Source organism: Candidatus Methanoperedens sp. (genome assembly GCA_027460525.1).
Lineage (GTDB): Archaea > Halobacteriota > Methanosarcinia > Methanosarcinales > Methanoperedenaceae > Methanoperedens.
In genome coordinates this window covers 1-20,272 of record JAPZAS010000026.1, presented here as the reverse complement: position 1 = coordinate 20,272, position 20,272 = coordinate 1, and the positions used below count along the sequence as shown (strand labels likewise).

The following is a 20,272-nucleotide window of genomic DNA, read 5'->3' as shown; positions in this document are numbered from 1 at the left end:
TTTTTCTCCTAGAATTCGAATAATGAGCGCTGCCCTCTCTGAGTACTTTGTTCCCTCATCACCCTTAACTTTTCCCCATGCTCGCCGAAATCAGCCAGTATGCGCTCCACAGGCGGAAGTATCTGCTTGGTGATGTAATAATCAACATCAAGAAGCAAATTTTTCTCCCTTGCATATTCGGGGTCCTCTGCCCTTTCCACGAATAACCCATTCCCGGCGAGTATGACAAAAGGTATCCTGTCGCCAACGTTTGCGATTATCCCCCGCTTTTTCAATTTATCCACCACTGTTATATGCGGCTGCCTGCTCCTGTAGCTCTCAGGTTTTTTGGTGTACTGCCGTGTTAAAATCAGTTTGTCAAACAGCTCGGGATGCTTTCTTGCATCGATATCACGGATGCTGTCGATGGTGTTCTTTACAAGTTCAACCGCCTCATCCACTTTCCCTTCCTTCAGCACAAGCTCGAGAACCTTTTCCACGGTCTTTGTGGTAAGTTCACACCAGTCGCGGCGAACCGTCTCCATGCCCTTGACACGAAGTTTCTCTTTCACCCCTTCTTTAGATCTTTCCCATACAAGCACAGCATATCGCTTTTTGGCTATGAAAATGGCGCGTCTCCCGAACGAGTCAAATACAAGTTCCATTGGCTTCAACAGTGAAGATGTTACGATTTCGGCAATCCTGCCCCCCACAAGTTCCGCATCGTCAAGCGTTATTTCCTTCTCAAGGAGATTCACAAAAACGCTGTCAGTATCTCCATAAACCACTGATAAACCGATTGGTTTTCCTTCTTTTGCCTCATGCTTTGTAAATGCTTCGCCATCCTTCAGAATTATTTCCTTTATCTCATCTTCGATAAGGCTCTTCGTGCGAAGGATATTCTCGCGCCCGAAACTTGTGACAGCGCTTGCAAGGGTTAAACTGTAAAGCCGCGCCCTTGCATATCCGGAATAGCCATAGAAGCTGTTGAGAAGGATTTTGAGCGCAAGCTGCGTGGCATCGAGCACGCGGTATTCCTCCTCATTTGCGGTCTTCATTTTTTCACGCGTTGCCTGCCTCCTGGAAAGAAGGTCCTCAAGAATGGCAGGCACGATTCCTTTTACCACTTTCTGTGAGACATAAACACCGCCTGAAGGCGCCTTTATAACATCATCAGGTCTCTCATCCACCACCTCGGTGGTATAACATAGATTGTGCGCCATCATTATTGTCGGGTAGAGCGATTTGTAGTCAAGTATCACGATATTCTCAAGAAGCCCTTTTTTTGGAGGCAGCACTTCCCCGCCTGCCAGTTCCTCCCCTTCGTCAAACCGCTCATCCGACATCTCGCCGGTTGGTTTAGCTGGCAGCACGCGGTCGTGCTTCATGTACTCGCGAAGGATGATATTCTCCACCATCTGGGTCTGTCCGCCGTCGAGTATGTCCTGGAGCAGTGTTCCGCTGGCTCTTGCAAGAGCAATATACTTGTCGATGAGGCGAAGTTTCATAAGGAAAAGAAGGGCAAGCTCAGAGTCGCGACGTGCATATTCGATGAATTTCGAAAGTTTCTCACCATCATCTTTCCAGTATGACTCCATTTCAAGGAAAGGAATGTCAAGCTTCTCAGCTCCAAGCAGTTCCTTTGCCGCATTCCTGAGGGTGTACTGTTTAAGGGAAAATTCCCTGCGAAGCAGCGGCAGCACATCCACCGTGATTCGCCCCATAACGCTTACCCGTGTTGTGTTGCCGAATTTCTTATAATATACGGTCTTCCCATCCCTGCCCATGAGCGGCTCTATCTTGGCTCCTTTCTTATTGAGGGTCTTTATCCTCTCCACAATATAAGGAATATCAAAACCGTTGGAGTTGTATCCCACAAGTATGTCAGGGTCGTATTCCCTGATAATTTCAAAAAAACGCTTAACCATCGCCTCTTCGCTGCCGCAGCTCTCCGTATTCCCGTCCATACCCACCCTTTTTCCAACAAGTACAAGTGTCTTTTTGCCATTGAAATCAGGCTCAAAGGCAAGACTCATCAGGATTATTGGCGATTTCTCCGGAGCCGGCATAGCGCCATCCAGGGGAAGGCACTCTATATCAAAGGCTAAGTTGCGAAGCGGGGCGTTTTTAAGAATATCCGCAGGCTTGACATTTCTTGAGGTTATCCTTATGCTGCTCAGGGTATTGGTATCAATCGAATCCTGCGCCGCCTCGGCGCTCGCCCAGCCCATGCCCCCAAGCCCGTAATCTATCATGTACCTGTTCCGGAATAGTATGTCTGTCTCATACACTTCACCAACCGTTTTTCTTACCTCATCACGTATCACGGGCACGCCTTTGGGGTCAAAAAGGATGACCTTGAGCATGGGAACGGGATTTTTAAAATAACCTATTGGTTCGTATCGCAAAACAGGTTCAATCCTTTTTATATGTTCCTTGAACTTCTCCTGCAGAATTACTGTCATTTCAGGCTCGGCTTTTGCATAAAAATACGGCTCAAAATCAGGCACAGAGCAGCAAACGCTGTTTCCAGATTCGTCCCTCCCATAAAGCCTGACAACAGGCTTTCCGTCCCTGTATGTATAGTCGGCATCGAGAATCTGGAAGTTCATGCTGGTTAGATTCGATTTAATCCCTTTATAGGTTTCTTTAAGTCTTAACGAAGTCGGGCTAAAAAAGATAGGCGTGCATCTTGATGGTTGAAGATTTGAAGTGCAATTTGAGCAATGACAGACTGTTCATATAAAATTATCATTAATCGCTTTATAAAACGAGGTTACAGTGTCAAATATTAAGTCAGGTTTCTCTCTTATAAGTGCTTCTTTATCAAGCGAACCCCAAAGTACCCCTACAGAATACATGCCAGCTCTCTTTGCTGCAATAATATCATTTGGATGATCTCCTACTGCCCAGCAATCCTTTTCTGCAATCTTTAAACGATGTGAGGCTTCAATAAATGGGGCTGGATGAGGCTTATGTAAGGCTGTATCATGATAACAAACCATTGTATCAAATTCCCATCCGAAATGTTGTATTACTCGATGCGCATAGCTTGAAGGGCTCGATGATACGATTGAAATTTTAATACCTCTATCTTTTGCCATTGATAAAATTTCATCAATACCCTCATATGCCAATATGGTAGGAATCTTTTGGTATACTAAAGACCACTGACGAGATCTTCGCAAATGCTCAATACATTGCGAGTCAACGAGTGTCTGATCTAAATCCAAAATCAAACCTCTCATTGTTATGTCACTCCGAAATCTTGCAAATCTTTCAATTTCGTATCATTAGAATTTATACACATTTTTTTACGGCAGATGTTCAGATTACCATTCTCTTTCTTCACAATGAATTCATCGGTTGTATTAATCGTTAAAATTGCTTTGTTTTTATCATTGTTAAGTGTGAGCAAAAGCGAGTTTTTTTCATTAAAAACATTTATGGTTTTACCGTTATCAATTTTTTCAATTTTTGCGTTTTTCACCCATGGAACCCCATAATTCTTTTTTAAAAATTTTATGAGTTGGTCAGTATCGTTCCCTGGAATTTCATTCCAACTGAATAAATACTTTTTACGTTTTGTTTTCTTTTTATCTTTGAGTATTGGCTGTAAGCTTCCTTCAAATAATCTTGGTGGGCTCATTTGATGTGAGGATACACGTGATAATTCGCCTACGGCGTTCATAATTTTTGATTGTGCGAATCCCTCTAATGTAATCGGTGGACTTAGTTGATTAGGTGATTTTAATGCTAACAATTCTTCTTTTTTATTGTTTAATCTATATTTTATAAAATTTACATTAAGTTCATTTTCATAAACAATATTAGCTCTTTTTTCTGCAATCAATTGAGTATTTCCGCATGGTTTTGATTTCTCAAGAAAATTTTTTGGATGCTGCAAAACAATGAGTACTCGTTTCTGCGTCTCACAAAATCTCACCGTATGCATAGTGCCCCCTTTTATGCCAGTTTCGATGACAAACACACCCAAAGATAAACCGCTTTGAATTCTATCTCTATCTACGAAATAATTACGGAAAATTTTTGTCCCTAAAGGATATTCTGAAATTAGTGCACCGTTGTTATTAAGAATGGTCTCCGCGAGTTGTTTATTTTTTGCAGGATAAATCATATCCAATCCATGTGCTAAAACTGCTGCTGTTAGACCCTTAGCTTCTAATGCTCCCATATGAGCCGCTGCATCAATACCCTCTGCTAAACCGCTTATAACAACATATCCCTCTTTTGCGAAAATTCCTCCTATTTTTTTTGCTTGATTTCTGCCAAATTCTGTAGGTTTTCTTGTCCCAACAATTGCAATACAGTCCTTTTTCAAAATATCAATGTTCCCTTTTATATGCAACAATACTGGCGGGTCTGAAATCTTCGAAAGGGAATCAGGATAATATAAACTCTCTTTTGAAATTATTTGAATACCATGTTGCTGTGACTGTTTTATTATTTCTTGTGCTTTATTCCAACCAATTGTTGCTTCTTTAATACCCGGTACCGTTATTCTACTATATTTTGCAGTTGCCATTTTAATTATTTCAATTAGATCATATGGACTGGTTGGTTCTTGAATATCAGACAAAGATAGAATCTTCTCAACTGTCTTTAATCCAACTCCAAGAGTTTGTTGCAATGCAAGTATGGATATTGGTTTCATATTATGGGTTTCTTACTCCGATTCGGTTAGGGCTAGGGCATGCATGACTACCAGCTTGGCTCCTGCTTTTTCTAATATATGTTTTCCTGCATATAACGATGTCCCAGATGTTGTTACATCATCGAGAAGCAGAACTTGTTTTCCTTTAACTATGTTTTCATTCTCTATACCAAGGGATTCTATTTCAGCATTCAGATCACGGATTCCTCCTGCAGTTTTCTTTGGCATCTCTTTTACTCTTTTAATAACAGCAGTACCGTCAATAATTGGATGGCGACACAGGTTTTTTGCGATAGTTCTTATCCCAGATGGAGCAATTCCATATTCATGAGATGGTATTACGCAGATAACAAATTCTTCGTTAGATGAAAGAAAGGAACGCAGTTGTGTCGTAAAGTAGAGGATCCCATTTGGTTTTTGTTCTTTGACATCCAAAATGAGCCCTGAGAACGGATTAAATTTCGGATTAGTATGATGACGATAAGGGTAATATTTATCTAAATAGAAACGTACTGGAGTTAATGCATCAGCATTACTTTTTGGGTTAGAGAATATCTTGCATTGCATTATTTATTCCACCATTGTTAGGATATACAATTTAGAATAACTATTAATTATAATAAATCGTGATTAATTCATATACTCAGTACCATATAAATCCTTTCAATGTAACATTATAGAGAGAAGTATATATTAAAATCATATGCATATATTTATGGAGAAATTCTAATGATTCGAATCGCCATCACCGGAAGCCCGGGCGTGGGAAAATCCACCGTCTGCCGCAATGTTTTAAAACAACTGACATGCACTTACGGAGGGATGACAAGCGCCGATATAAGAGTAAAGGGAGAGCGAGTGGGGTTTGAGATAAGGGATATTGCAACAGAGAGAAAAGGAATACTTGCCCACAGGCAGGGCATCGGTCCTCGTGTGGGGAGTTATCATGTTAACCTTGAGGATTTAAACAATATAGGAGTTAGTGCGATTAGAAACGCCATGAATTCGGAGCTGATTGTGATAGACGAGATAGCACCCATGGAATTCAAGTCGCTCGAGTTTATTCATGTAGTTGAGAAGGCGCTTTCCTCTGATAGAAACATGCTCGTGGTGCTGCATCAGAAATCTGCTCATCCGCTTGCGGAGAGAATACGGAGGGAGTTTGAGGTTTATACGGTGACGCTGGAGAACAGGGAGAGTCTGGTTTCCGGGATTGTCAGAAAAATATCTCTCAAAGCGACTCAATAATTCCTTTTTCTCCCTTTTTCTTGATATCCCTTATGAGTTTCTGGTATTCACGGAGGAACGAGGTGGCATCAGCCTCGATTTTCTTTTTATTGATTTTCTTTCCTTTGCCCTCGCCAGGGCAGTCCACCACGGGTTTAAGCCGCATTATGGGTTCGTCGGAATACGAGACTTCAAACACCCTGAAAGGCAGGAGGCGGCAGACGATGGGCTCGTTCTCTCTTATTGTGCATTCAAGTTTTTCACCAATAAAAAAGCATTTCCCGTTCTTTTCCTTAATCCTGAATACCTGGTTTTTCTCATCAAATTCCAGAAAATCCGGAAGTGAATAACCGAGTCCCTTTATCCTTTTTATATCCTCAAGCGTAAGCTGGATGCCCGGCGTGCAGCATTTCGCGCCGCATTTTTTGTATTCGCATATCCACTTATCGATATTTCCAAGGATATGAATCATGAGCAATAATTGACTCTAATACGATTTAAGCATACCCGTGGAGTCAGGTCTTTGTAATGCGCAGGCTGATATCAAGCCAGTTTGAAGAGTGCGTCAGTGCGCCAATAGAGATAACGTCAACACCTGTTTTGGCATACTTAACCACATTTTCAAGCGAAATGCTGCCTGATGCTTCAAGGAGAATATTGTCCCTCAGACCTTTTTCCTTCAGTATCCTGACCACCTTCTCGATCTCAAAAGGTGGCATATTATCGAACATGATGATATCCACGCCCAGCTCGGCAGCAGAAAGCGCGGAATCTGCATTCTCCACCTCAACCTCTATTTTCTGGGTAAAGCTTGCTGTCTTTTTAGCGTTGTTTATGGCGGTTTCAAGTCCGAGCACTGCTATGTGGTTATCCTTAATGATAATTGCGTCTGAAAGGTTAAACCTGTGAGGGTCGCCGCCGCCGGCGATTACCGCCTTTTTTTCAAATTTTCGAAAGCCGGGGGTGGTCTTTCTTGTGGATGCGATTCTCGGTCCGTTTGCCCTTTCAACGTGTTGGCGCGTCAGCGTGGCAATCCCGCTCATCCTTCCCAGGAAATTCAGTGCCAGCCTCTCTGCCTTCAGGATAGACCTCGCCCCTCCTTCCAGTGCGAAGATGACCTCGTTTTCCTTTATGAGATCACCGTCAATGAAATCTGTGGGCGCAAATACATCGAAATATTCAAACACCTGCGTTGCTTCAGGAAGTCCTGACACGATGCCGTTCTCATTGGCTACAACTTCTGCCTGTGCCTTGCAGTCCGGAATTATGTTGCATGAAACATCATTATAGCCAAGGTCCTCTTCAATGAAACGTTCAAGCTCTGTCAATAACATAATCAATCCCGATGATTAATAACCCTCAGATTACTTATATACTACTGTTAATGTATTAGAAAAAATTATGCTTAAAATTGGAGTAATCGGCTGCGGTGCCATAGGTACTGAAATCTGTAAGGCAGTCGATGCAGGGATTATCAATGCAAAGCTTGCGGCTGTTTATGACAGGAAGAGGGAGCATTGCGAAAGCCTTCTTGGAATGCTTAGAAATAAACCGGAAATAACCTCGCCGGGTGAATTAATTTCCAGGGCTGATATCGTGGTTGAATGCGCTTCCCAGGCAGCACTCCGCGAACTTGGACTTTCTGTGTTGAAAAAAGGAAAAGACCTTATGGTTTTAAGCGTCGGAGCTTTCATGGATTCTGAACTGCTTGAGGAGTTTGTTCGCGCCGCAAAAGACAAAAACTCCAGGATATACATACCATCTGGAGCCGTCGCCGGGATTGATGGATTAAAATCAGCATCTATCGCCTCGATAAACAAAGTGGTGCTCTCCACCACAAAAAACCCTGAAAGCCTTTCGGGCGCGCCTTTTGTTCTTGAGCACAACATCGACCTTTTCTCTTTCCATGAAAAGACCCTGATATTTGAAGGATGCGCGGACGATGCAGTGAGGGCATTTCCGGCAAACGTCAATGTTGCAGCTTCCCTGAGCCTTGCTGGTATCGGTGCAGAGAAAACCCTGGTGAGGGTTTTTGTTGACCCGCAAGCCACAAAAAACATACATGAAATTACTGTGGAGGGGGATTTTGGAAAGTTCACCTGCAGCATTGAAAATGTCCCCTCACCTTCCAATCCAAAAACAAGTTTTCTTGCTGCGCTCTCCGCCATAGCCACATTGAGAAAAATAACAGAGCCGCTCCAGATAGGAACCTGAAATGCCTTTCGAAGATTTTTCACTGATGCTCTCTTCATTGAAAAAGAAGCTACTTTACATCGCCGCCGTCTTTGGAATAGGGGCGATGGGTTCTTTTTACTTCATGGGGGAAGTAATTAAAAAAATAGAGAACGATATGTTCTTCCGTTTGAACCTGCCAGACAAACTGGGTGCTTCCTGGCAGTTGATTGATATATCTCAAAATCTCACTTCGATATCCAGGGAGGTTAATAATTCAGCCATCGCAAATAACCTGACGAGGATATCCAATGATTTATTAAATATCTCCCAGAATTTGGGACCCAGAATCGTATATCTCACTCCGCTGGAAGTGCTGATGCTTGAGTTTAAGATGTCCATCATATTCGGAGCGCTACTGGCAGCCCCGCTGGCATTGTATTATGCGTATAGAGGGTTAAAAGGCAGATTGCCGGGCGTAATATACGGAAATAAATCCCTGATACTTTCTGTAATAACCGCAGCGGTACTGCTGTTCCTAATTGGCGCAGGCTATGCATATTTTTACATGCTCCCGCTTTTCCTGGGCTACCTCTATCAGAGTGCCGCAAGCCTCGGGATAAATGCAAATTTCTCGGTCTATGAGTTTATCTATTTTATCGTGATGACAACTGTAATAATAGGAGCTGCATTCGAGCTGCCTCTGGTACTGAATCTTCTCGTCCACTTTGGCGTCACAACACGAAAAACCCTTGCTTATTACAGGAGGCATGCGTACATCATCCTGCTAATAGTTGCAGCAGTGATTACTCCCGGACCTGATATTTTCAGCCAGCTCATAGTGGCTGTGCCGTTTTTTGTGCTGTATGAGGCAAGTCTTTTAGTGATGAGGGTAACCGGGAAATAACTAAAAGCCGTGCGCTGCGTACGGGGCAATAATCACAAATACCAGCGACATAAGAATCAGGACTGCAAATAAAACCGCAATCGCGCTGGATAGCTTTTCCACTTTCTCGCCGTTTCCAATAATCCTCGACAGCGATGAGGTCATAACATCGCGGAACACATGCCCGCCGTCAAGTGGCACCGCGGGCAGGCAATTGAAAAGCCCGGCATAGAAATTCATCCAGCCAACCCAGAGCAGGATATTCAAAATCCAGAATGTCCCCATTCCGAGCAGGGCTGCCCATCCTGTTGGCTCATAGAAACTGGTGAGCAAACCGCTAAAGCCCGGGAATCCTTCTCCTCCAAGACCGAAGATTGGTAAACCGAACAGCAATACCCAGCCTGTGAGCCCGGTCATCATAGAAGGTATGCTCTTCAACATATTCAGGTAATCCTTTGCACGGAATTGACCTATCCCCATGCCTATGGAATAACTGACAGCTCCCTCCTCAGGGGAATAAGAAACCCCGAGAAAACCTTTATTGACACTCACCTGGGGGTATTTTGACAGCTCAATATTCCTGAATACTACTGTGGAAGCATTTACAGAACTGTTGCTCAAAAGATACACATCTACCTTCTGCCCCTGCGTTGTGGAATTCATAAAATTAATGAAATCATCCAGTACCTTGATTTCTGTATTATCTATCCTGACAAGAATCATGCCAGCCTGTATGCCGGCTTTTTGTGCCGGCGAGCCTTCTATTACCTGCGATACATTTACGCCGCCGCGGGTTTCGTTGCTTCCGGTTGCAACCATGCTTATTTTCCTTCGTACCCCGCTCTCCACCACATGAAGCGTAACATTACTCCCTGGCTTAAGCGTTCTGGCATAAGACAGGAAATCGTTGGCATTATTTACCTGTATATCATTAATGCCTGTGAGAATCATATTCTGCTGTACTCCGGCAAGCTGCGCCGGGTATCCCGGAACTACGCTTGTAACCATCACATCCCCGAGAGGTGAGAGGGAGCCCAGCAGTGAAAAGAAGAGGATGAATGCAATCAGTGCAGTGACGAAATTAGCCATCACGCCTGCAGTGAGCACCCTTATGCGCTCGCTGCGTGATGCAAGCTTTTTAGGTTCTGCTTCCCCGGCTGCTTCTTGCTTTTCCGTCTCGCTTTTCTCTTCTTTTTTCCCGAGCAGCTGTTCGTCATCTGGCTCGGCAAATCCACCGATCGGGATTATAGCTAGCAGTATGCCCATTGATTTTACTTTGATGCCCTCTACCTTGCACAGGATGGCGTGTGAAAACTCATGCACCACCAATGTTACGATTAAAGCTATGATGCCCCAGTAAAAAGGTATATACTCATTAATGCCAGGTATCAGGAAGATATTGCGGGGCTCGTTGAATCTGCTCGGCGCAGGAACGGTTTGCGTCTGGAACGACCTGATGAGCGAGTAATCGATGAACAATATCAACAGGAACATTACCAACATTCCAATAAGCATTGCAGGAAGACCGATATTTGCAAAGAGCCGCCAGAACCTTTTATGAACTGCAAGCCTGTCAAGAAATGCCTGACCTTTCGTGGTGCGCAGCATCAATACCGGTCCGTATGCTGTGATATTGTACCTGCCCAGTATCCCGCGCCTGTCGAGGAACATGACAAGAAGCCAGTAAAGTAAAAATATGAAAAGAAAAAGATTAGTGTAATTCAACACGCGGTCTCCCTAAGCACTCTTAAGTAAATTATTAAATACGTCATGCATATTATGCTTGGTGTCATAATGTTTTCAATCGTATATATAACCGCTGGGGATTTACAAGAAGCCCGGAAAATCGGGAAAATACTTATCGAGGAACGTCTTGCTGCCTGCGTGAATATTTTTCCGATTACATCGATTTTCAGGTGGAAAAACAATATCGAAGACGCACAGGAATTCGGGATTATAGTCAAGACAAAATCCAGAAAAGTAAAGGAAATCGAAAAAAGGGTAAAAGAAATTCACAGCTATGAAGTGCCGTGCGTGATATCGTTCAGGATAGACGAAGGCTCCGGGGATTATATCAAATGGATAGATGAATCAGTGGAGGATTAATATGAAAATAGAATGCGACATAAGACCAAACAGGTTATTCGCTCCCCAGCTTGTGGGACTTGTATCTTCTATGGACAGGAAAGGAAGACCAAACGTGGCTACTCTTGCCTGGATAACAAGCGTCTCGGCAGAGCCGCCTTTGATTTCAATTGCTCTGGGGCGCACGAGGTATACGCATGAGTGCATAAGCCAGAGCAGGGAATTTGTCGTGAACCTCCCCACGATGGAGATGCTGAAGGAAGTGGCGCTTGCAGGCTCATTGTCAGGCAGGGATGGGGATAAGTTTGAAAGGTGCAGTTTAACCCCAACTGAATCAACAGCCTTGAAAACGCCGTGCGTGAAGGAATGCGCAGCTCATCTTGAATGCAAGGTCGTTGATACGAAAGAGGCTGGCGACCATACCATATTTATAGGCAAAGTCGTGGCTACAACGTGCGAGCTTGAGGCGGTGAAGGATGGTGTTCTGGATGTTTCAAGGATAAAGCCTGTGCTGCACCTCGGAGGGACGTTTTTCACGACAACGGGGGAGGTTGTGGATTCGAGAAGGGTTTAATTTGGAAAAATCACGAACTGCAGATAAACGCAGATGAACGCAGATTTATAGCTATTCTGAAGTAAAATATTCAGAAAGAAGAACATTACAAAACATTATATTATCGTGTAACAAATAGAACTTCATGGTTAAAAGTAGCGTTTTCCTTGCAATCAGTTATACAAAGAGGATGAAAGTTGAAAACGCTATTAGGAAATACTTAGAAAGTAAAGGTTTAGAAGTTATCACAGGAAGAGATGTTGCTTCAGGTGGTAATTTATGTGATGAAATTATTAGTCTTATTCAACAATGCGATTTTGGAGTTGTCGTTTATAATGAACTCAGACATAATATTTCTTATGAATGGGGTCTGCTGGATGCCCTTAAGAAGAACGTTGTACTCTTAAAAGATGAGAATATCCACATAAATTTGGACGAAGAACTTTCTGATAAGAAAGGGCTTGTTTTTACTCCGTTTTATGGTGAAGATGCTGAGGATGACATTATTGAACAATTAAAAAAAGATAAGGGTTTAGAGAGAGCGCTTGAAAATAATATAGAGAAAAGAATCAGTAAAGACAAAACTCCAAATGCCAAAAAAGCAACCGAACTACTGGTGAAGTCAGACCTGCAATTAGGTGAAGTCCCACAAAATATTAAAGAGTTGCCTAACAGCGAAGAAATAATTAAATCTCTTGAAAAAATCAAAAATCTTACAGCAGAAGGGCACCTTATCAAAGGTAATGCGTACTATTCTGAAAAGAAATTCAATAAAGCCATAGAGGAGTACACGGAGGCTATAGAACTAAATCCAAAAGATGCTAACGCTTATTATAATCGTGGAACTGTTTACGGAAAAGACATTAAAGAATTTGATAAAGCCATTGAGGATTACAACAAAACAATTGAAATAGATCCAAAACATGCTAACGCTTATAATAATCGTGGAAATGTTTACATAAATATTAAAAAATTTGATAAAGCCATTGAGGATTACAACAAAACAATTGAAATATATCCAAAAGATGCTAACGCTTATAATAATCGTGGAATTGTTTACACAAATATTAAAAAATTTGATAAAGCTATTGAGGACTTCAATAAAGCTATCGAACTAAATCCAAAACTTGCTGAAGCTTATAATAATCGTGGAGTTGTTTACACAGATATTAAAGAATTTGATAAAGCTATTGAGGACTTCAATAAGGCTATCGAACTAGATTCAAAAGATGCTAACGCTTATAATAATCGTGGAGTTGTTTACACAGATATTAAAGAATTTGATAAAGCGATTAAGGACTACAATAAAGCCATCGTGCTAAATCCAAAAGATGCTGGAACCTATCTAAATTTGGCTGAAGTGTATATTATTGGTAATAACTACAAAGATTCATTAGAAGTAGCTCAAAAATCTCTTGAAATATCAAAAGATATAAAAGATATAATAATATCGAAGTTTTTCATTGCTTTAAATTTAATTCTTCAAGGAAGAGGAGAAAAAGAAGAAAAAGAAATAATTGAATTTTGTAATCAGAACAAAGGCTATAAACTTACATTTGAGTTTGAAGCATTAAAAGATGCCTTAAAAGATTCAGAATATTCTGGCAAAATAAACAATTTAATAAAATTAATTGAAGAAAACGCTAAAAGAAATAGCTAATATTCATCTATCGCATGATTCCGCCTTTTCACAGGCAAATATATTCGATCGTCATTACCATCACTTATCAGCTATCCCTTTCCCGCAATAGTGTATATACTAACGCAGATACATGATAACCAAATCCGCATCTATTTTCGATTCCTACTCCCTCTAATGAAAATCTTTTTATTGCATCAGTCCCTTTAACAGTTACAATGACAACAGGCATGGAAAATAAAAAAATCGGGTTCATCGGCACGGGAAAAATGGGCGAAGCCCTGATCAAAGGTTTGCTCTACGCCAAACTCGTTTCTCCTGAGAACGTCCTTGCCAGCGACGTGGATTTTGCAAAACTGCAGCTGCTTGAAAAGGATTATAAAATAAGCATCTGCACGGACAATTGCGCTGCTGTTGTGGATTCGGATGTCATCATAATTGCGGTAAAACCTTCGATAGTTCCCGAAGTTTTAAAAGAAATCCAAGATTCCATAAAGAAACAGCTCATCATATCAATAGCTGCAGGGGTGACAATCGAAACCTATGAAAGTGCCCTCCCGCGGGGCACAAAGGTGGTGAGGGTGATGCCGAACATTGCAGCTATCGTGAAAGAAGCCGCATCAGCCATCAGTCCGGGAAGTGCAGCATCAAAGGAGGACATGGCAACTGCATCTGCGATTTTTAACGCCATCGGCAGGACGGTGATACTGCCGGAACATCTCATGGACGCAGTAACCGGTCTCTCGGGAAGCGGTCCAGCCTATATTTTCACGATAATCGAGGCGCTTGCAGATGGCGGAGTGCATGAAGGGCTTGACAGGAAGACTTCAAAATTGCTTGCAGCCCAGACCGTTCTTGGCGCAGCAAAAATGGTGCTTGAGAACGGCAGCCACACAGCAGAATTAAAGGACATGGTGACCTCGCCGGGAGGCACCACTAGCAGGGGTCTTCGGGTAATGGAAGAGCGTGGCGTGCGCATTGCAATGATGGATGCAGTAATCGCAGCCTGCGAACGTTCAAAAGAACTGGGCAAAAAACCTGAACGATGACCGAAAAAACCATCCTTTCTGAAATCGAGAAAAAAGCAAGGAACAACCATGCAAGGATCGGGCTGGGTATCGGGGAAATTTCAGAAAAACTGCTCAGGAGCGCAGAAGCAGCGCGTGAGTATGCCGATGTTGTGCTTGTGGGTGATGAAAAAGCGATTCGGGCAACAGGCACCGGGCTTGAGATAATCCATTCCGCAGACCCCTCAAAAAAATTAATTGAGTTGCTGGTTGCCGGGGAGATTGACGGTGCGGTAAGGGGGACTCTCAGCGCAACCAAAACTCTCTCTGAATTAAAAAAAGCGCTTAAAATTAAAAAATTATACAGGGTTGCATTGCTGGAAACGTGCGATGGAAGACCTTTTTTCCTTGCGCCAGTTGGCATTGATGAAGGAAATTCGGTTGGGGATAAAGTGGAGTTAATAAAACGCGGGGTAGAGCATTTCAGGCGTTTTGGCATCGAGGCAAAAGTAGGGATTCTCTCAGGCGGACGTTTTGAAGATAAAGGCAGGGACGAGCACGTTGACAGTACGCTTGCGGAGGCTGAGCTTGTAACAAAAAGAGTGCAGGATATGGGAATCAATGTAAAGAATTATTCGATTCTGATAGAAGATGCAATTACCGAGGCGAATTTTATCATTGCGCCTGATGGAATCTCGGGTAATCTTATTTTCAGGACGCTTGTGTTCCTGGGCAATGGCAGAGGCTTCGGTGCTCCCGTATTGATGGAAAAGGTGTTTGTGGATACTTCCAGGGTCAAAGAGGATGTTGCCGGGGCTATCATGCTTGCAAGTGCTCTTAAAGCGTGAAATAAATTCAGGACATGTCCCTTCGTGACCTTTTAAAAGACAAACTGCCCGAAGAAAAACTCTCTCTCATTCCTAAAGGCTTTGAGGTCATCGGAGACATTGCAATTCTTGTTATTCCAGAGGAGCTGGACGATGAAAAATATCTTATTGCAGAAACACTGGCATCCCACAGGAAGGATGTAAAAACAGTACTTAGAAAGCTCCATAAGATTCAGGGCAATGCGCGAACTGGAGAGTTTGAGTTGCTGCTCGGAAGCAGGACGGCGACGCTTCACAGGGAGAATAGCTGCGTTTTTTACGTAGATGTGGCAAAAACGTATTTTTCAAGTAAAATGGCGTATGAACGGAACAGGATTGTGCAAAAAGTAAAGGACGGCGAGGATATTCTGGTACTATTCGCAGGAGCAGGTCCGTTTTTGATACCAATCAGGAAAAGCAGGAATGTCAATATAACCGGACTCGACAGTAACCCGTCTGCCTGCGCCTTTTTGAGAAAAAACCTCCAACTAAATGGTATTGAAGCAAATATCATCCTCGGGGATGCAAACTCGGTATATAATCTTTTCAAACAACCTTTTGACAGGATACTGATGCCTGCACCTTATGGTCAGGAGCATTTTCTGAATCTTGCCCGGTTAATATTGAAACCAGAAGGTTTCGTGCATTTTTATACCTTCAAGAAAGATTTTGAGCTTGCCCATTTCAGGAAGCTCCTTGAAGAAAAGGGATGGCGTATAGATTTTTATAGAAGCTGCGGCGAGGTTGCCCCGCGGGTAAGCAGATATGTTTTTGATCTTCAAAGACTGTAGATTGCCTGCGTACGTACTGTGATTTACAAAGCTTTTTAAATGAACAAAACATCTTGGGGTTCCGCACTGGGCTCGTGGCTTAGCTTGGATATAGCGCCGGGCTTCTAACCCGGATGTCGAGGGTTCGAATCCCTCCGGGCCCGTTGCTATATTGAAGTTTATGAATGAAAGTGCGCCTCGGTGGCTTAGGGGTATAGCGCGTCCTTGGTAAGGACGAGGTCGAGGGTTCAAATCCCTCCCGGGGCTTCCTTCAATCACTAAAAATAACCTCTTAACCTATGTTTTTATTTCGCGACTTCTTGAGGAATTAGCAAAAAATGAAGGGGTAAATATTTCTAAAAAATTGAGTAGTGCCATGAAACATGGCACTTTCTGATACTATTTTTATATGGATTTGATAGACTCGGTGGCTGTCTTGATGAGCTCTCCACGTCTGCATGCGGAATATTCTTTGCAAGCACTTTCAAGCCCGTTAACTTCCACAGCCTTGCTTATCATCGCCTTTATTATTTGCCTCCCTTAGCGTCGTGCAACTTGGACGTTTCCTCACATTCTTGCTTATCATCGCCTTTAGTATTGCCTCCGTTAGCGTCGTGCAACTTGGACGTTTCCTCACATTCTTGCTTATCATCGCCTTTAGTATTGCCTCCGTTAGCGTCGTGCAACTTGGACGTTTCCTCACAGCCTTGTTTATCATCGCCTTCACTCATGCCGCTCTTAGCTGTTACGAAATTGATAGTTGCTGTAGCTGTTTGTGGAGTCGCTCCATTTATTACGATACCAGCCTTGTTCACAAAGTCGTTAGTATCAGGTAACATACCTTTCAACGCAGTCTGGAACTTGACGTATATCATAAGTTTTTCATCACCTGCAAGTGGAGCAGTCAGATTAATCGATAAATTAACTGTGTGGTTCGTATTGTCGACAGAAGCGGACCTTACCTGTGGCGTATTTGTAATATCTGTGGCAACTCCTGTTATTGTATTTACTCTGAGAACTTCTACTCCGCCTCCGAGCTTAGCCGGGTTAACGTTGAATTGAGTGCCGAATGTATCGTTAATGCTCACATTTTGGGCTCCAAAGCCATTAATTGTGATTACGCCATAGAGCTGTCCGGGATTTGTACTTGACACAGTGCCATCCTTAGGCTTAGTTACGTACGTTACATTGAACTTGCTCCCATTTTGTGGCAGCAGGGTGCCGAGTTCTGCCGGTATCGCACAAAAGCTCACATTTGTAAAGCGGAAGTCTTTCGAGACGGTAAAAGCTCTGAAGACAGCAAGACCAAACACGCCCTGCTTATCAGCGTTCCATTCGCGGTCTGGCCCTGTTGTGTTGGCAAAGTCATACCTGTAGACATTGCCACCAAAGAAACTGGCAGTCCAGAAGTGTGTTCCGTCAGGGTCTAAGGTCATGGCGAACAAGAAATCATTAATAGTATCAAAATCTGAAGGAGCTAAATAAGTCTTTTCCGGAGTTCCTGATGCATCCAGAAGAATTATACTGTCTTTGTCAGCCACTATAACTTCGCCAGTTGGCAGGATGCGCAGGGCAAAAGCCTGTCCGGGAAGAGCCACGGCATTGAAATCTGACATCTGCGTGCTGGTACACACATTGAAACGCTTGACATGTGTAAATTCCGATGTATAAAACATCGTGCACTGATCCGCTGCAAGGTCTATCCAGTCAGTACCTCTATCTTCTGCAGCTGCAATGAAGGGAGATCCGGGTAGCGGAGTTCCTGTCGAGTTGAACCCAAGTATCGATATCGGGGAACTGTCTGGCTGCCCAACGTAGACGTTCTGCGCCGCATCGATGGCAATCGATTCAGTTGATGCACCGTAGCCGCTCCCGAACGGACCTGTAAGGTTACCATTTTTGTCGAATTTTGTGACCGTTCCTGTGCCACATGATCCGAAAGCTGCTGTGGCGTAGAGGTTGCCGGTACTGTCAAAGCCCATTCCCAGATCCTCGCCACATCCTGTTCCAGTGTCAAGCGTATTTTTCAGGTTTCCTAAGGAATCAAACTGCTTGATAAATCCGTTGCCTACACCAACAAACACATCTCCATTGCCAAAATCTACAGCCGATGCTGTTGAACTAAAGACTATCAAGACAATGAGCATCCCAAACAGTCCTGAAAATGGTTTCCGTAAACTATTCTTATCTAACAGTAACGCATTCTTGCTTCTCATATATTCCTCCTATTTTGTATAAGTTCACTTTCTAAAAGGGATTGTATCAAATACACCGTTTCCAGCTACCACACGAAGAGTATGGTCACCTGACGGCAGTGGATTAGTATTAGATGTTGTGTAATTCAAGCTCAGGACGTAAGTGGGGTACCAGGTAGAACCGCCATTCACCACTTTCCATTTTCCTGACGTGTCTACGTAATTCCCATCGATGAACATGTTGACGCTCCTGGGGTCAAGTGCGGACTTGCCTGTGTTTATAACGTAGAAGCTGTAATTATAATATCTACCAAGTCCGTCACTCCATGATGAATTTGGGATATTTGTGGGGTCGTTGATAATGGTAATTTGTGTCTTTATCCGGTCTTCCTGCGTACTACCGCTCAAACTGTAGGACGCTGTAATAGAATTCACGTTGATTTTTATCACGCCAATGACGCCCACAGCTATTATGATCGTAGCTATAAAGAATATCAGAGTGGTTATTGATTCTCCTGCCATATTTCTTCTCTCCTAAGTTCAAATTTTAATAAATGGTGGGCTGGGATTTGTTACATATCTGTGATTCTCTAATAATAAGAAACCCGAGGAAAAGTGGTGCGAAACCAAAGTTTCCACGCCTATAATCAAATAATCTCTTGCTATCATCATAGTAATGATTACAATACTTTAACTTAAAGGTTACGACTGAAAACAGATATCTTAAAAACCATCTCAACCAAATGTAGCATGTACATGCTCACCAAAATTATCCTTGAAGGAACAACCAGCGTAGAGGTCCCAGTTCCTGATGAGACCTCAAATTTCCCTCCCTCTTCATCAGCGGTATTCTACAATCCCGCAATGAAGTTGAACCGGGATATTACAGTAGCGGCAATCGCATGTTTTGCAAAAGCTGCTCCTGGTTACTCATATCTTGATGCCCTCTCAGCCTCTGGCGTCAGGGGGCTTCGAATAGCAAAAGAAATAGGTATCAGCGCTACGATGAGCGAGTGGGAAGACACCTCTTTTGAATTGATAAAGAAAAATATAGAACTCAATAACCTCTCAAACTGCACAGCCATAAAAAGAAACGCCAATGTGGTGATGCTGGATAACAGCTTCGACATCATCGACCTTGACCCTTTCGGAAGCCCTGCGCCTTTTCTGGATGCTGCGTGCCGCTCGGCAAAGAAACTGCTGTGCATCACAGCAACGGACACCGCACCGCTATGTGGAGCACACAAGAAAGCTGGCATCAGGAACTATGCTGCCGTGCCGCTTAAGACAGAATATTATCCTGAAATGGGAGTTCGCATCCTCATGGGCGCGATTGCAAGGACGCTTGCTAAATATGATAAAGCGATGATACCGCTACTCTCTTATGCTTCTGCGCATTATTTCAGAATATTCACAGCGGTTAAAAAGAGCATCGAAGACGCAGATGATTGTTTGAAGAATGTGGGATTCATCTCCCATTGTTTTAACTGCGGAGACAGGCTGTGGAAAAACGGATTAGCAGTGCACATGGAAGAAGCATGTCCCGTATGCGGGCACGCCACATCGGTGGCAGGACCACTGTGGCTTGGCAGGCTGCATGAGCGGGATTTTTGCGGGGAGGTTATGGAGGAGATAAAAAGGAGGGAATTTAAGAAGGTTGAGAAGCTGATAGCGGCATGCAGGGATGAGCTTGATATTCCGATGCATTACGACTACCATAGGATATGCAAGTCGCTCGGGATTACTGCCATGCCAACGGATGAGCTTGTTCTGGCATTGAGGGAGAGAGGTTTTCAGGCTTCGAGGACGCATTTTTCGGGGATTTCGTTCAAGACGGATGCGGGGATGGAGAAGATTAAGGGGGTTATAAGGGAACTGGCTGGGGGGGAAGTAAAGTGGAAAGGAGTTCATTAACAAAATAGCCCCATCACAAAACTTTTTCCATCACCGTTACGACAGCTCCTTTGCTGCTTTTAGAAAACACAAAATACTATACTATAGGATTTGGTAAAGTATAAATACACGGATAAATACACTTAAGATTATGGCACACAAGACCCTAACAATTTCAGAAGAGGCATATGAAGCGCTGGCTGGGCTTAAAAAAGAGGGAGAGAGCTTTACTGATGTTGTAAAACGTATCACTGCACCGCTGCGCAAGAAACGTCTGAGTGAATTTATAGGTGTATTAAAGGACGATGAAGAATTTGAAAAAGCA

Annotated in this window: 19 protein-coding genes and 2 tRNA genes; 12 read left to right on the top strand and 9 right to left on the bottom strand. The window is 43.2% G+C overall.

The window, feature by feature from the left end; translation table 11 throughout:
* Positions 1 to 8 precede the first annotated feature (8 nt).
* The 4 genes from O8C68_09220 to O8C68_09205 all read right to left on the bottom strand — a co-directional run bounded on the left by O8C68_09220 (position 9) and on the right by O8C68_09205 (position 5,221).
* On the bottom strand, positions 9 to 2,591 hold the full coding sequence (locus O8C68_09220; GenBank protein ID MCZ7395980.1) for a DNA-directed DNA polymerase: 2,583 nt from the start codon (positions 2,589 to 2,591) through the stop codon (positions 9 to 11).
* Positions 2,592 to 2,717: 126 nt separating this feature from the next.
* Complete coding sequence (locus O8C68_09215; GenBank protein ID MCZ7395979.1) at positions 2,718 to 3,212, bottom strand: HAD-IA family hydrolase; 495 nt, start codon at positions 3,210 to 3,212, stop codon at positions 2,718 to 2,720.
* 17 nt (positions 3,213 to 3,229) lie between these two features.
* Positions 3,230 to 4,654 (bottom strand): DNA-protecting protein DprA, encoded by a 1,425-nt coding sequence (locus O8C68_09210; GenBank protein MCZ7395978.1) that lies wholly within the window; start codon positions 4,652 to 4,654, stop codon positions 3,230 to 3,232.
* A gap of 12 nt (positions 4,655 to 4,666) precedes the next feature.
* Complete coding sequence (locus O8C68_09205; GenBank protein ID MCZ7395977.1) at positions 4,667 to 5,221, bottom strand: phosphoribosyltransferase family protein; 555 nt, start codon at positions 5,219 to 5,221, stop codon at positions 4,667 to 4,669.
* Between the two features lie 162 nt (positions 5,222 to 5,383).
* On the opposite strand from O8C68_09205, the gene O8C68_09200 reads away from it, so the two are divergent.
* On the top strand, positions 5,384 to 5,902 hold the full coding sequence (locus O8C68_09200; protein MCZ7395976.1) for an NTPase: 519 nt from the start codon (positions 5,384 to 5,386) through the stop codon (positions 5,900 to 5,902).
* On the opposite strand, the gene O8C68_09195 is transcribed toward O8C68_09200, so the two are convergent.
* Both O8C68_09195 and nadC read right to left on the bottom strand, forming a co-directional pair.
* Entirely contained in the window at positions 5,886 to 6,353 is a 468-nt protein-coding gene (locus O8C68_09195; GenBank protein MCZ7395975.1) for a YkgJ family cysteine cluster protein, read from the bottom strand. The genes O8C68_09200 and O8C68_09195 overlap by 17 nt on opposite strands.
* Before the next feature lie 43 nt (positions 6,354 to 6,396).
* Positions 6,397 to 7,215: a carboxylating nicotinate-nucleotide diphosphorylase gene (gene nadC, locus O8C68_09190; protein ID MCZ7395974.1), complete on the bottom strand. Its 819-nt coding sequence runs from the start codon at positions 7,213 to 7,215 to the stop codon at positions 6,397 to 6,399.
* Between the two features lie 67 nt (positions 7,216 to 7,282).
* Between nadC and O8C68_09185 the strand changes: the two genes are divergently transcribed.
* Together O8C68_09185 and O8C68_09180 are read left to right on the top strand one after the other, a co-directional pair.
* Positions 7,283 to 8,095 (top strand): aspartate dehydrogenase, encoded by an 813-nt coding sequence (locus O8C68_09185; protein ID MCZ7395973.1) that lies wholly within the window; start codon positions 7,283 to 7,285, stop codon positions 8,093 to 8,095.
* A 1-nt stretch (position 8,096) separates the two neighbouring features.
* Positions 8,097 to 8,960: a twin-arginine translocase subunit TatC gene (locus tag O8C68_09180; GenBank protein ID MCZ7395972.1), complete on the top strand. Its 864-nt coding sequence runs from the start codon at positions 8,097 to 8,099 to the stop codon at positions 8,958 to 8,960.
* Here O8C68_09180 and O8C68_09175 read toward each other — a convergent pair whose 3' ends face one another.
* Positions 8,961 to 10,664: a site-2 protease family protein gene (locus O8C68_09175; protein MCZ7395971.1), complete on the bottom strand. Its 1,704-nt coding sequence runs from the start codon at positions 10,662 to 10,664 to the stop codon at positions 8,961 to 8,963.
* Positions 10,665 to 10,733: 69 nt separating this feature from the next.
* Here O8C68_09175 and O8C68_09170 point away from each other — a divergent pair, with 69 nt between their 5' ends.
* From O8C68_09170 to O8C68_09135, 8 genes are all read left to right on the top strand, one after another.
* Positions 10,734 to 11,045 carry a divalent-cation tolerance protein CutA gene (locus tag O8C68_09170; GenBank protein ID MCZ7395970.1) on the top strand — a complete coding sequence of 104 codons (312 nt, stop codon included), beginning with the start codon at positions 10,734 to 10,736 and terminating at the stop codon, positions 11,043 to 11,045.
* A 1-nt stretch (position 11,046) separates the two neighbouring features.
* Positions 11,047 to 11,598, top strand: coding sequence for a flavin reductase family protein (locus tag O8C68_09165; GenBank protein ID MCZ7395969.1), 552 nt, complete (start codon positions 11,047 to 11,049; stop codon positions 11,596 to 11,598).
* A 124-nt stretch (positions 11,599 to 11,722) separates the two neighbouring features.
* The gene (locus tag O8C68_09160; protein ID MCZ7395968.1) at positions 11,723 to 13,237 is read left to right on the top strand and encodes a tetratricopeptide repeat protein; all 1,515 of its coding nucleotides are present in this window, start codon (positions 11,723 to 11,725) and stop codon (positions 13,235 to 13,237) included.
* Between the two features lie 197 nt (positions 13,238 to 13,434).
* Positions 13,435 to 14,265, top strand: a complete 831-nt coding sequence (gene proC / locus O8C68_09155) for a pyrroline-5-carboxylate reductase (GenBank protein ID MCZ7395967.1) — start codon at positions 13,435 to 13,437, stop codon at positions 14,263 to 14,265.
* Entirely contained in the window at positions 14,262 to 15,071 is an 810-nt protein-coding gene (gene mtxX, locus O8C68_09150; protein MCZ7395966.1) for a methanogenesis marker protein Mmp4/MtxX, read from the top strand. The genes proC and mtxX overlap by 4 nt, the downstream gene beginning before the upstream one ends.
* Positions 15,072 to 15,085: 14 nt before the next feature.
* Entirely contained in the window at positions 15,086 to 15,880 is a 795-nt protein-coding gene (locus tag O8C68_09145; GenBank protein ID MCZ7395965.1) for a hypothetical protein, read from the top strand.
* A 68-nt stretch (positions 15,881 to 15,948) separates the two neighbouring features.
* Positions 15,949 to 16,023 (top strand) — tRNA-Arg (locus tag O8C68_09140).
* A gap of 31 nt (positions 16,024 to 16,054) precedes the next feature.
* Positions 16,055 to 16,126, top strand: a tRNA-Thr gene (locus tag O8C68_09135).
* Between the two features lie 260 nt (positions 16,127 to 16,386).
* Here O8C68_09135 and O8C68_09130 read toward each other — a convergent pair.
* Positions 16,387 to 18,075: a hypothetical protein gene (locus O8C68_09130; protein MCZ7395964.1), complete on the bottom strand. Its 1,689-nt coding sequence runs from the start codon at positions 18,073 to 18,075 to the stop codon at positions 16,387 to 16,389.
* A gap of 24 nt (positions 18,076 to 18,099) precedes the next feature.
* Positions 18,100 to 18,576 (bottom strand): flagellar protein G, encoded by a 477-nt coding sequence (locus tag O8C68_09125; GenBank protein ID MCZ7395963.1) that lies wholly within the window; start codon positions 18,574 to 18,576, stop codon positions 18,100 to 18,102.
* 234 nt (positions 18,577 to 18,810) lie between these two features.
* On the opposite strand from O8C68_09125, the gene O8C68_09120 reads away from it, so the two are divergent.
* Positions 18,811 to 19,968, top strand: coding sequence for a tRNA (guanine(10)-N(2))-dimethyltransferase (locus O8C68_09120; GenBank protein MCZ7395962.1), 1,158 nt, complete (start codon positions 18,811 to 18,813; stop codon positions 19,966 to 19,968).
* The last annotated feature ends 304 nt before the right edge of the window (positions 19,969 to 20,272 follow it).

Coding starts and splice junctions, on each gene's coding strand:
- O8C68_09220 (MCZ7395980.1), bottom strand. CDS start 2,591: ATGAACTTCCAGATTCTCGATGCCGACTATACATACAGGGACGGAAAG.
- O8C68_09210 (MCZ7395978.1), bottom strand. CDS start 4,654: ATGAAACCAATATCCATACTTGCATTGCAACAAACTCTTGGAGTTGGA.
- O8C68_09205 (MCZ7395977.1), bottom strand. CDS start 5,221: ATGCAATGCAAGATATTCTCTAACCCAAAAAGTAATGCTGATGCATTA.
- O8C68_09200 (MCZ7395976.1), top strand. CDS start 5,384: ATGATTCGAATCGCCATCACCGGAAGCCCGGGCGTGGGAAAATCCACC.
- O8C68_09195 (MCZ7395975.1), bottom strand. CDS start 6,353: ATGATTCATATCCTTGGAAATATCGATAAGTGGATATGCGAATACAAA.
- nadC (MCZ7395974.1), bottom strand. CDS start 7,215: ATGTTATTGACAGAGCTTGAACGTTTCATTGAAGAGGACCTTGGCTAT.
- O8C68_09185 (MCZ7395973.1), top strand. CDS start 7,283: ATGCTTAAAATTGGAGTAATCGGCTGCGGTGCCATAGGTACTGAAATC.
- O8C68_09180 (MCZ7395972.1), top strand. CDS start 8,097: ATGCCTTTCGAAGATTTTTCACTGATGCTCTCTTCATTGAAAAAGAAG.
- O8C68_09170 (MCZ7395970.1), top strand. CDS start 10,734: ATGTTTTCAATCGTATATATAACCGCTGGGGATTTACAAGAAGCCCGG.
- O8C68_09165 (MCZ7395969.1), top strand. CDS start 11,047: ATGAAAATAGAATGCGACATAAGACCAAACAGGTTATTCGCTCCCCAG.
- O8C68_09160 (MCZ7395968.1), top strand. CDS start 11,723: ATGGTTAAAAGTAGCGTTTTCCTTGCAATCAGTTATACAAAGAGGATG.
- proC (MCZ7395967.1), top strand. CDS start 13,435: ATGACAACAGGCATGGAAAATAAAAAAATCGGGTTCATCGGCACGGGA.
- mtxX (MCZ7395966.1), top strand. CDS start 14,262: ATGACCGAAAAAACCATCCTTTCTGAAATCGAGAAAAAAGCAAGGAAC.
- O8C68_09145 (MCZ7395965.1), top strand. CDS start 15,086: ATGTCCCTTCGTGACCTTTTAAAAGACAAACTGCCCGAAGAAAAACTC.
- O8C68_09130 (MCZ7395964.1), bottom strand. CDS start 18,075: ATGAGAAGCAAGAATGCGTTACTGTTAGATAAGAATAGTTTACGGAAA.
- O8C68_09125 (MCZ7395963.1), bottom strand. CDS start 18,576: ATGGCAGGAGAATCAATAACCACTCTGATATTCTTTATAGCTACGATC.
- O8C68_09120 (MCZ7395962.1), top strand. CDS start 18,811: ATGCTCACCAAAATTATCCTTGAAGGAACAACCAGCGTAGAGGTCCCA.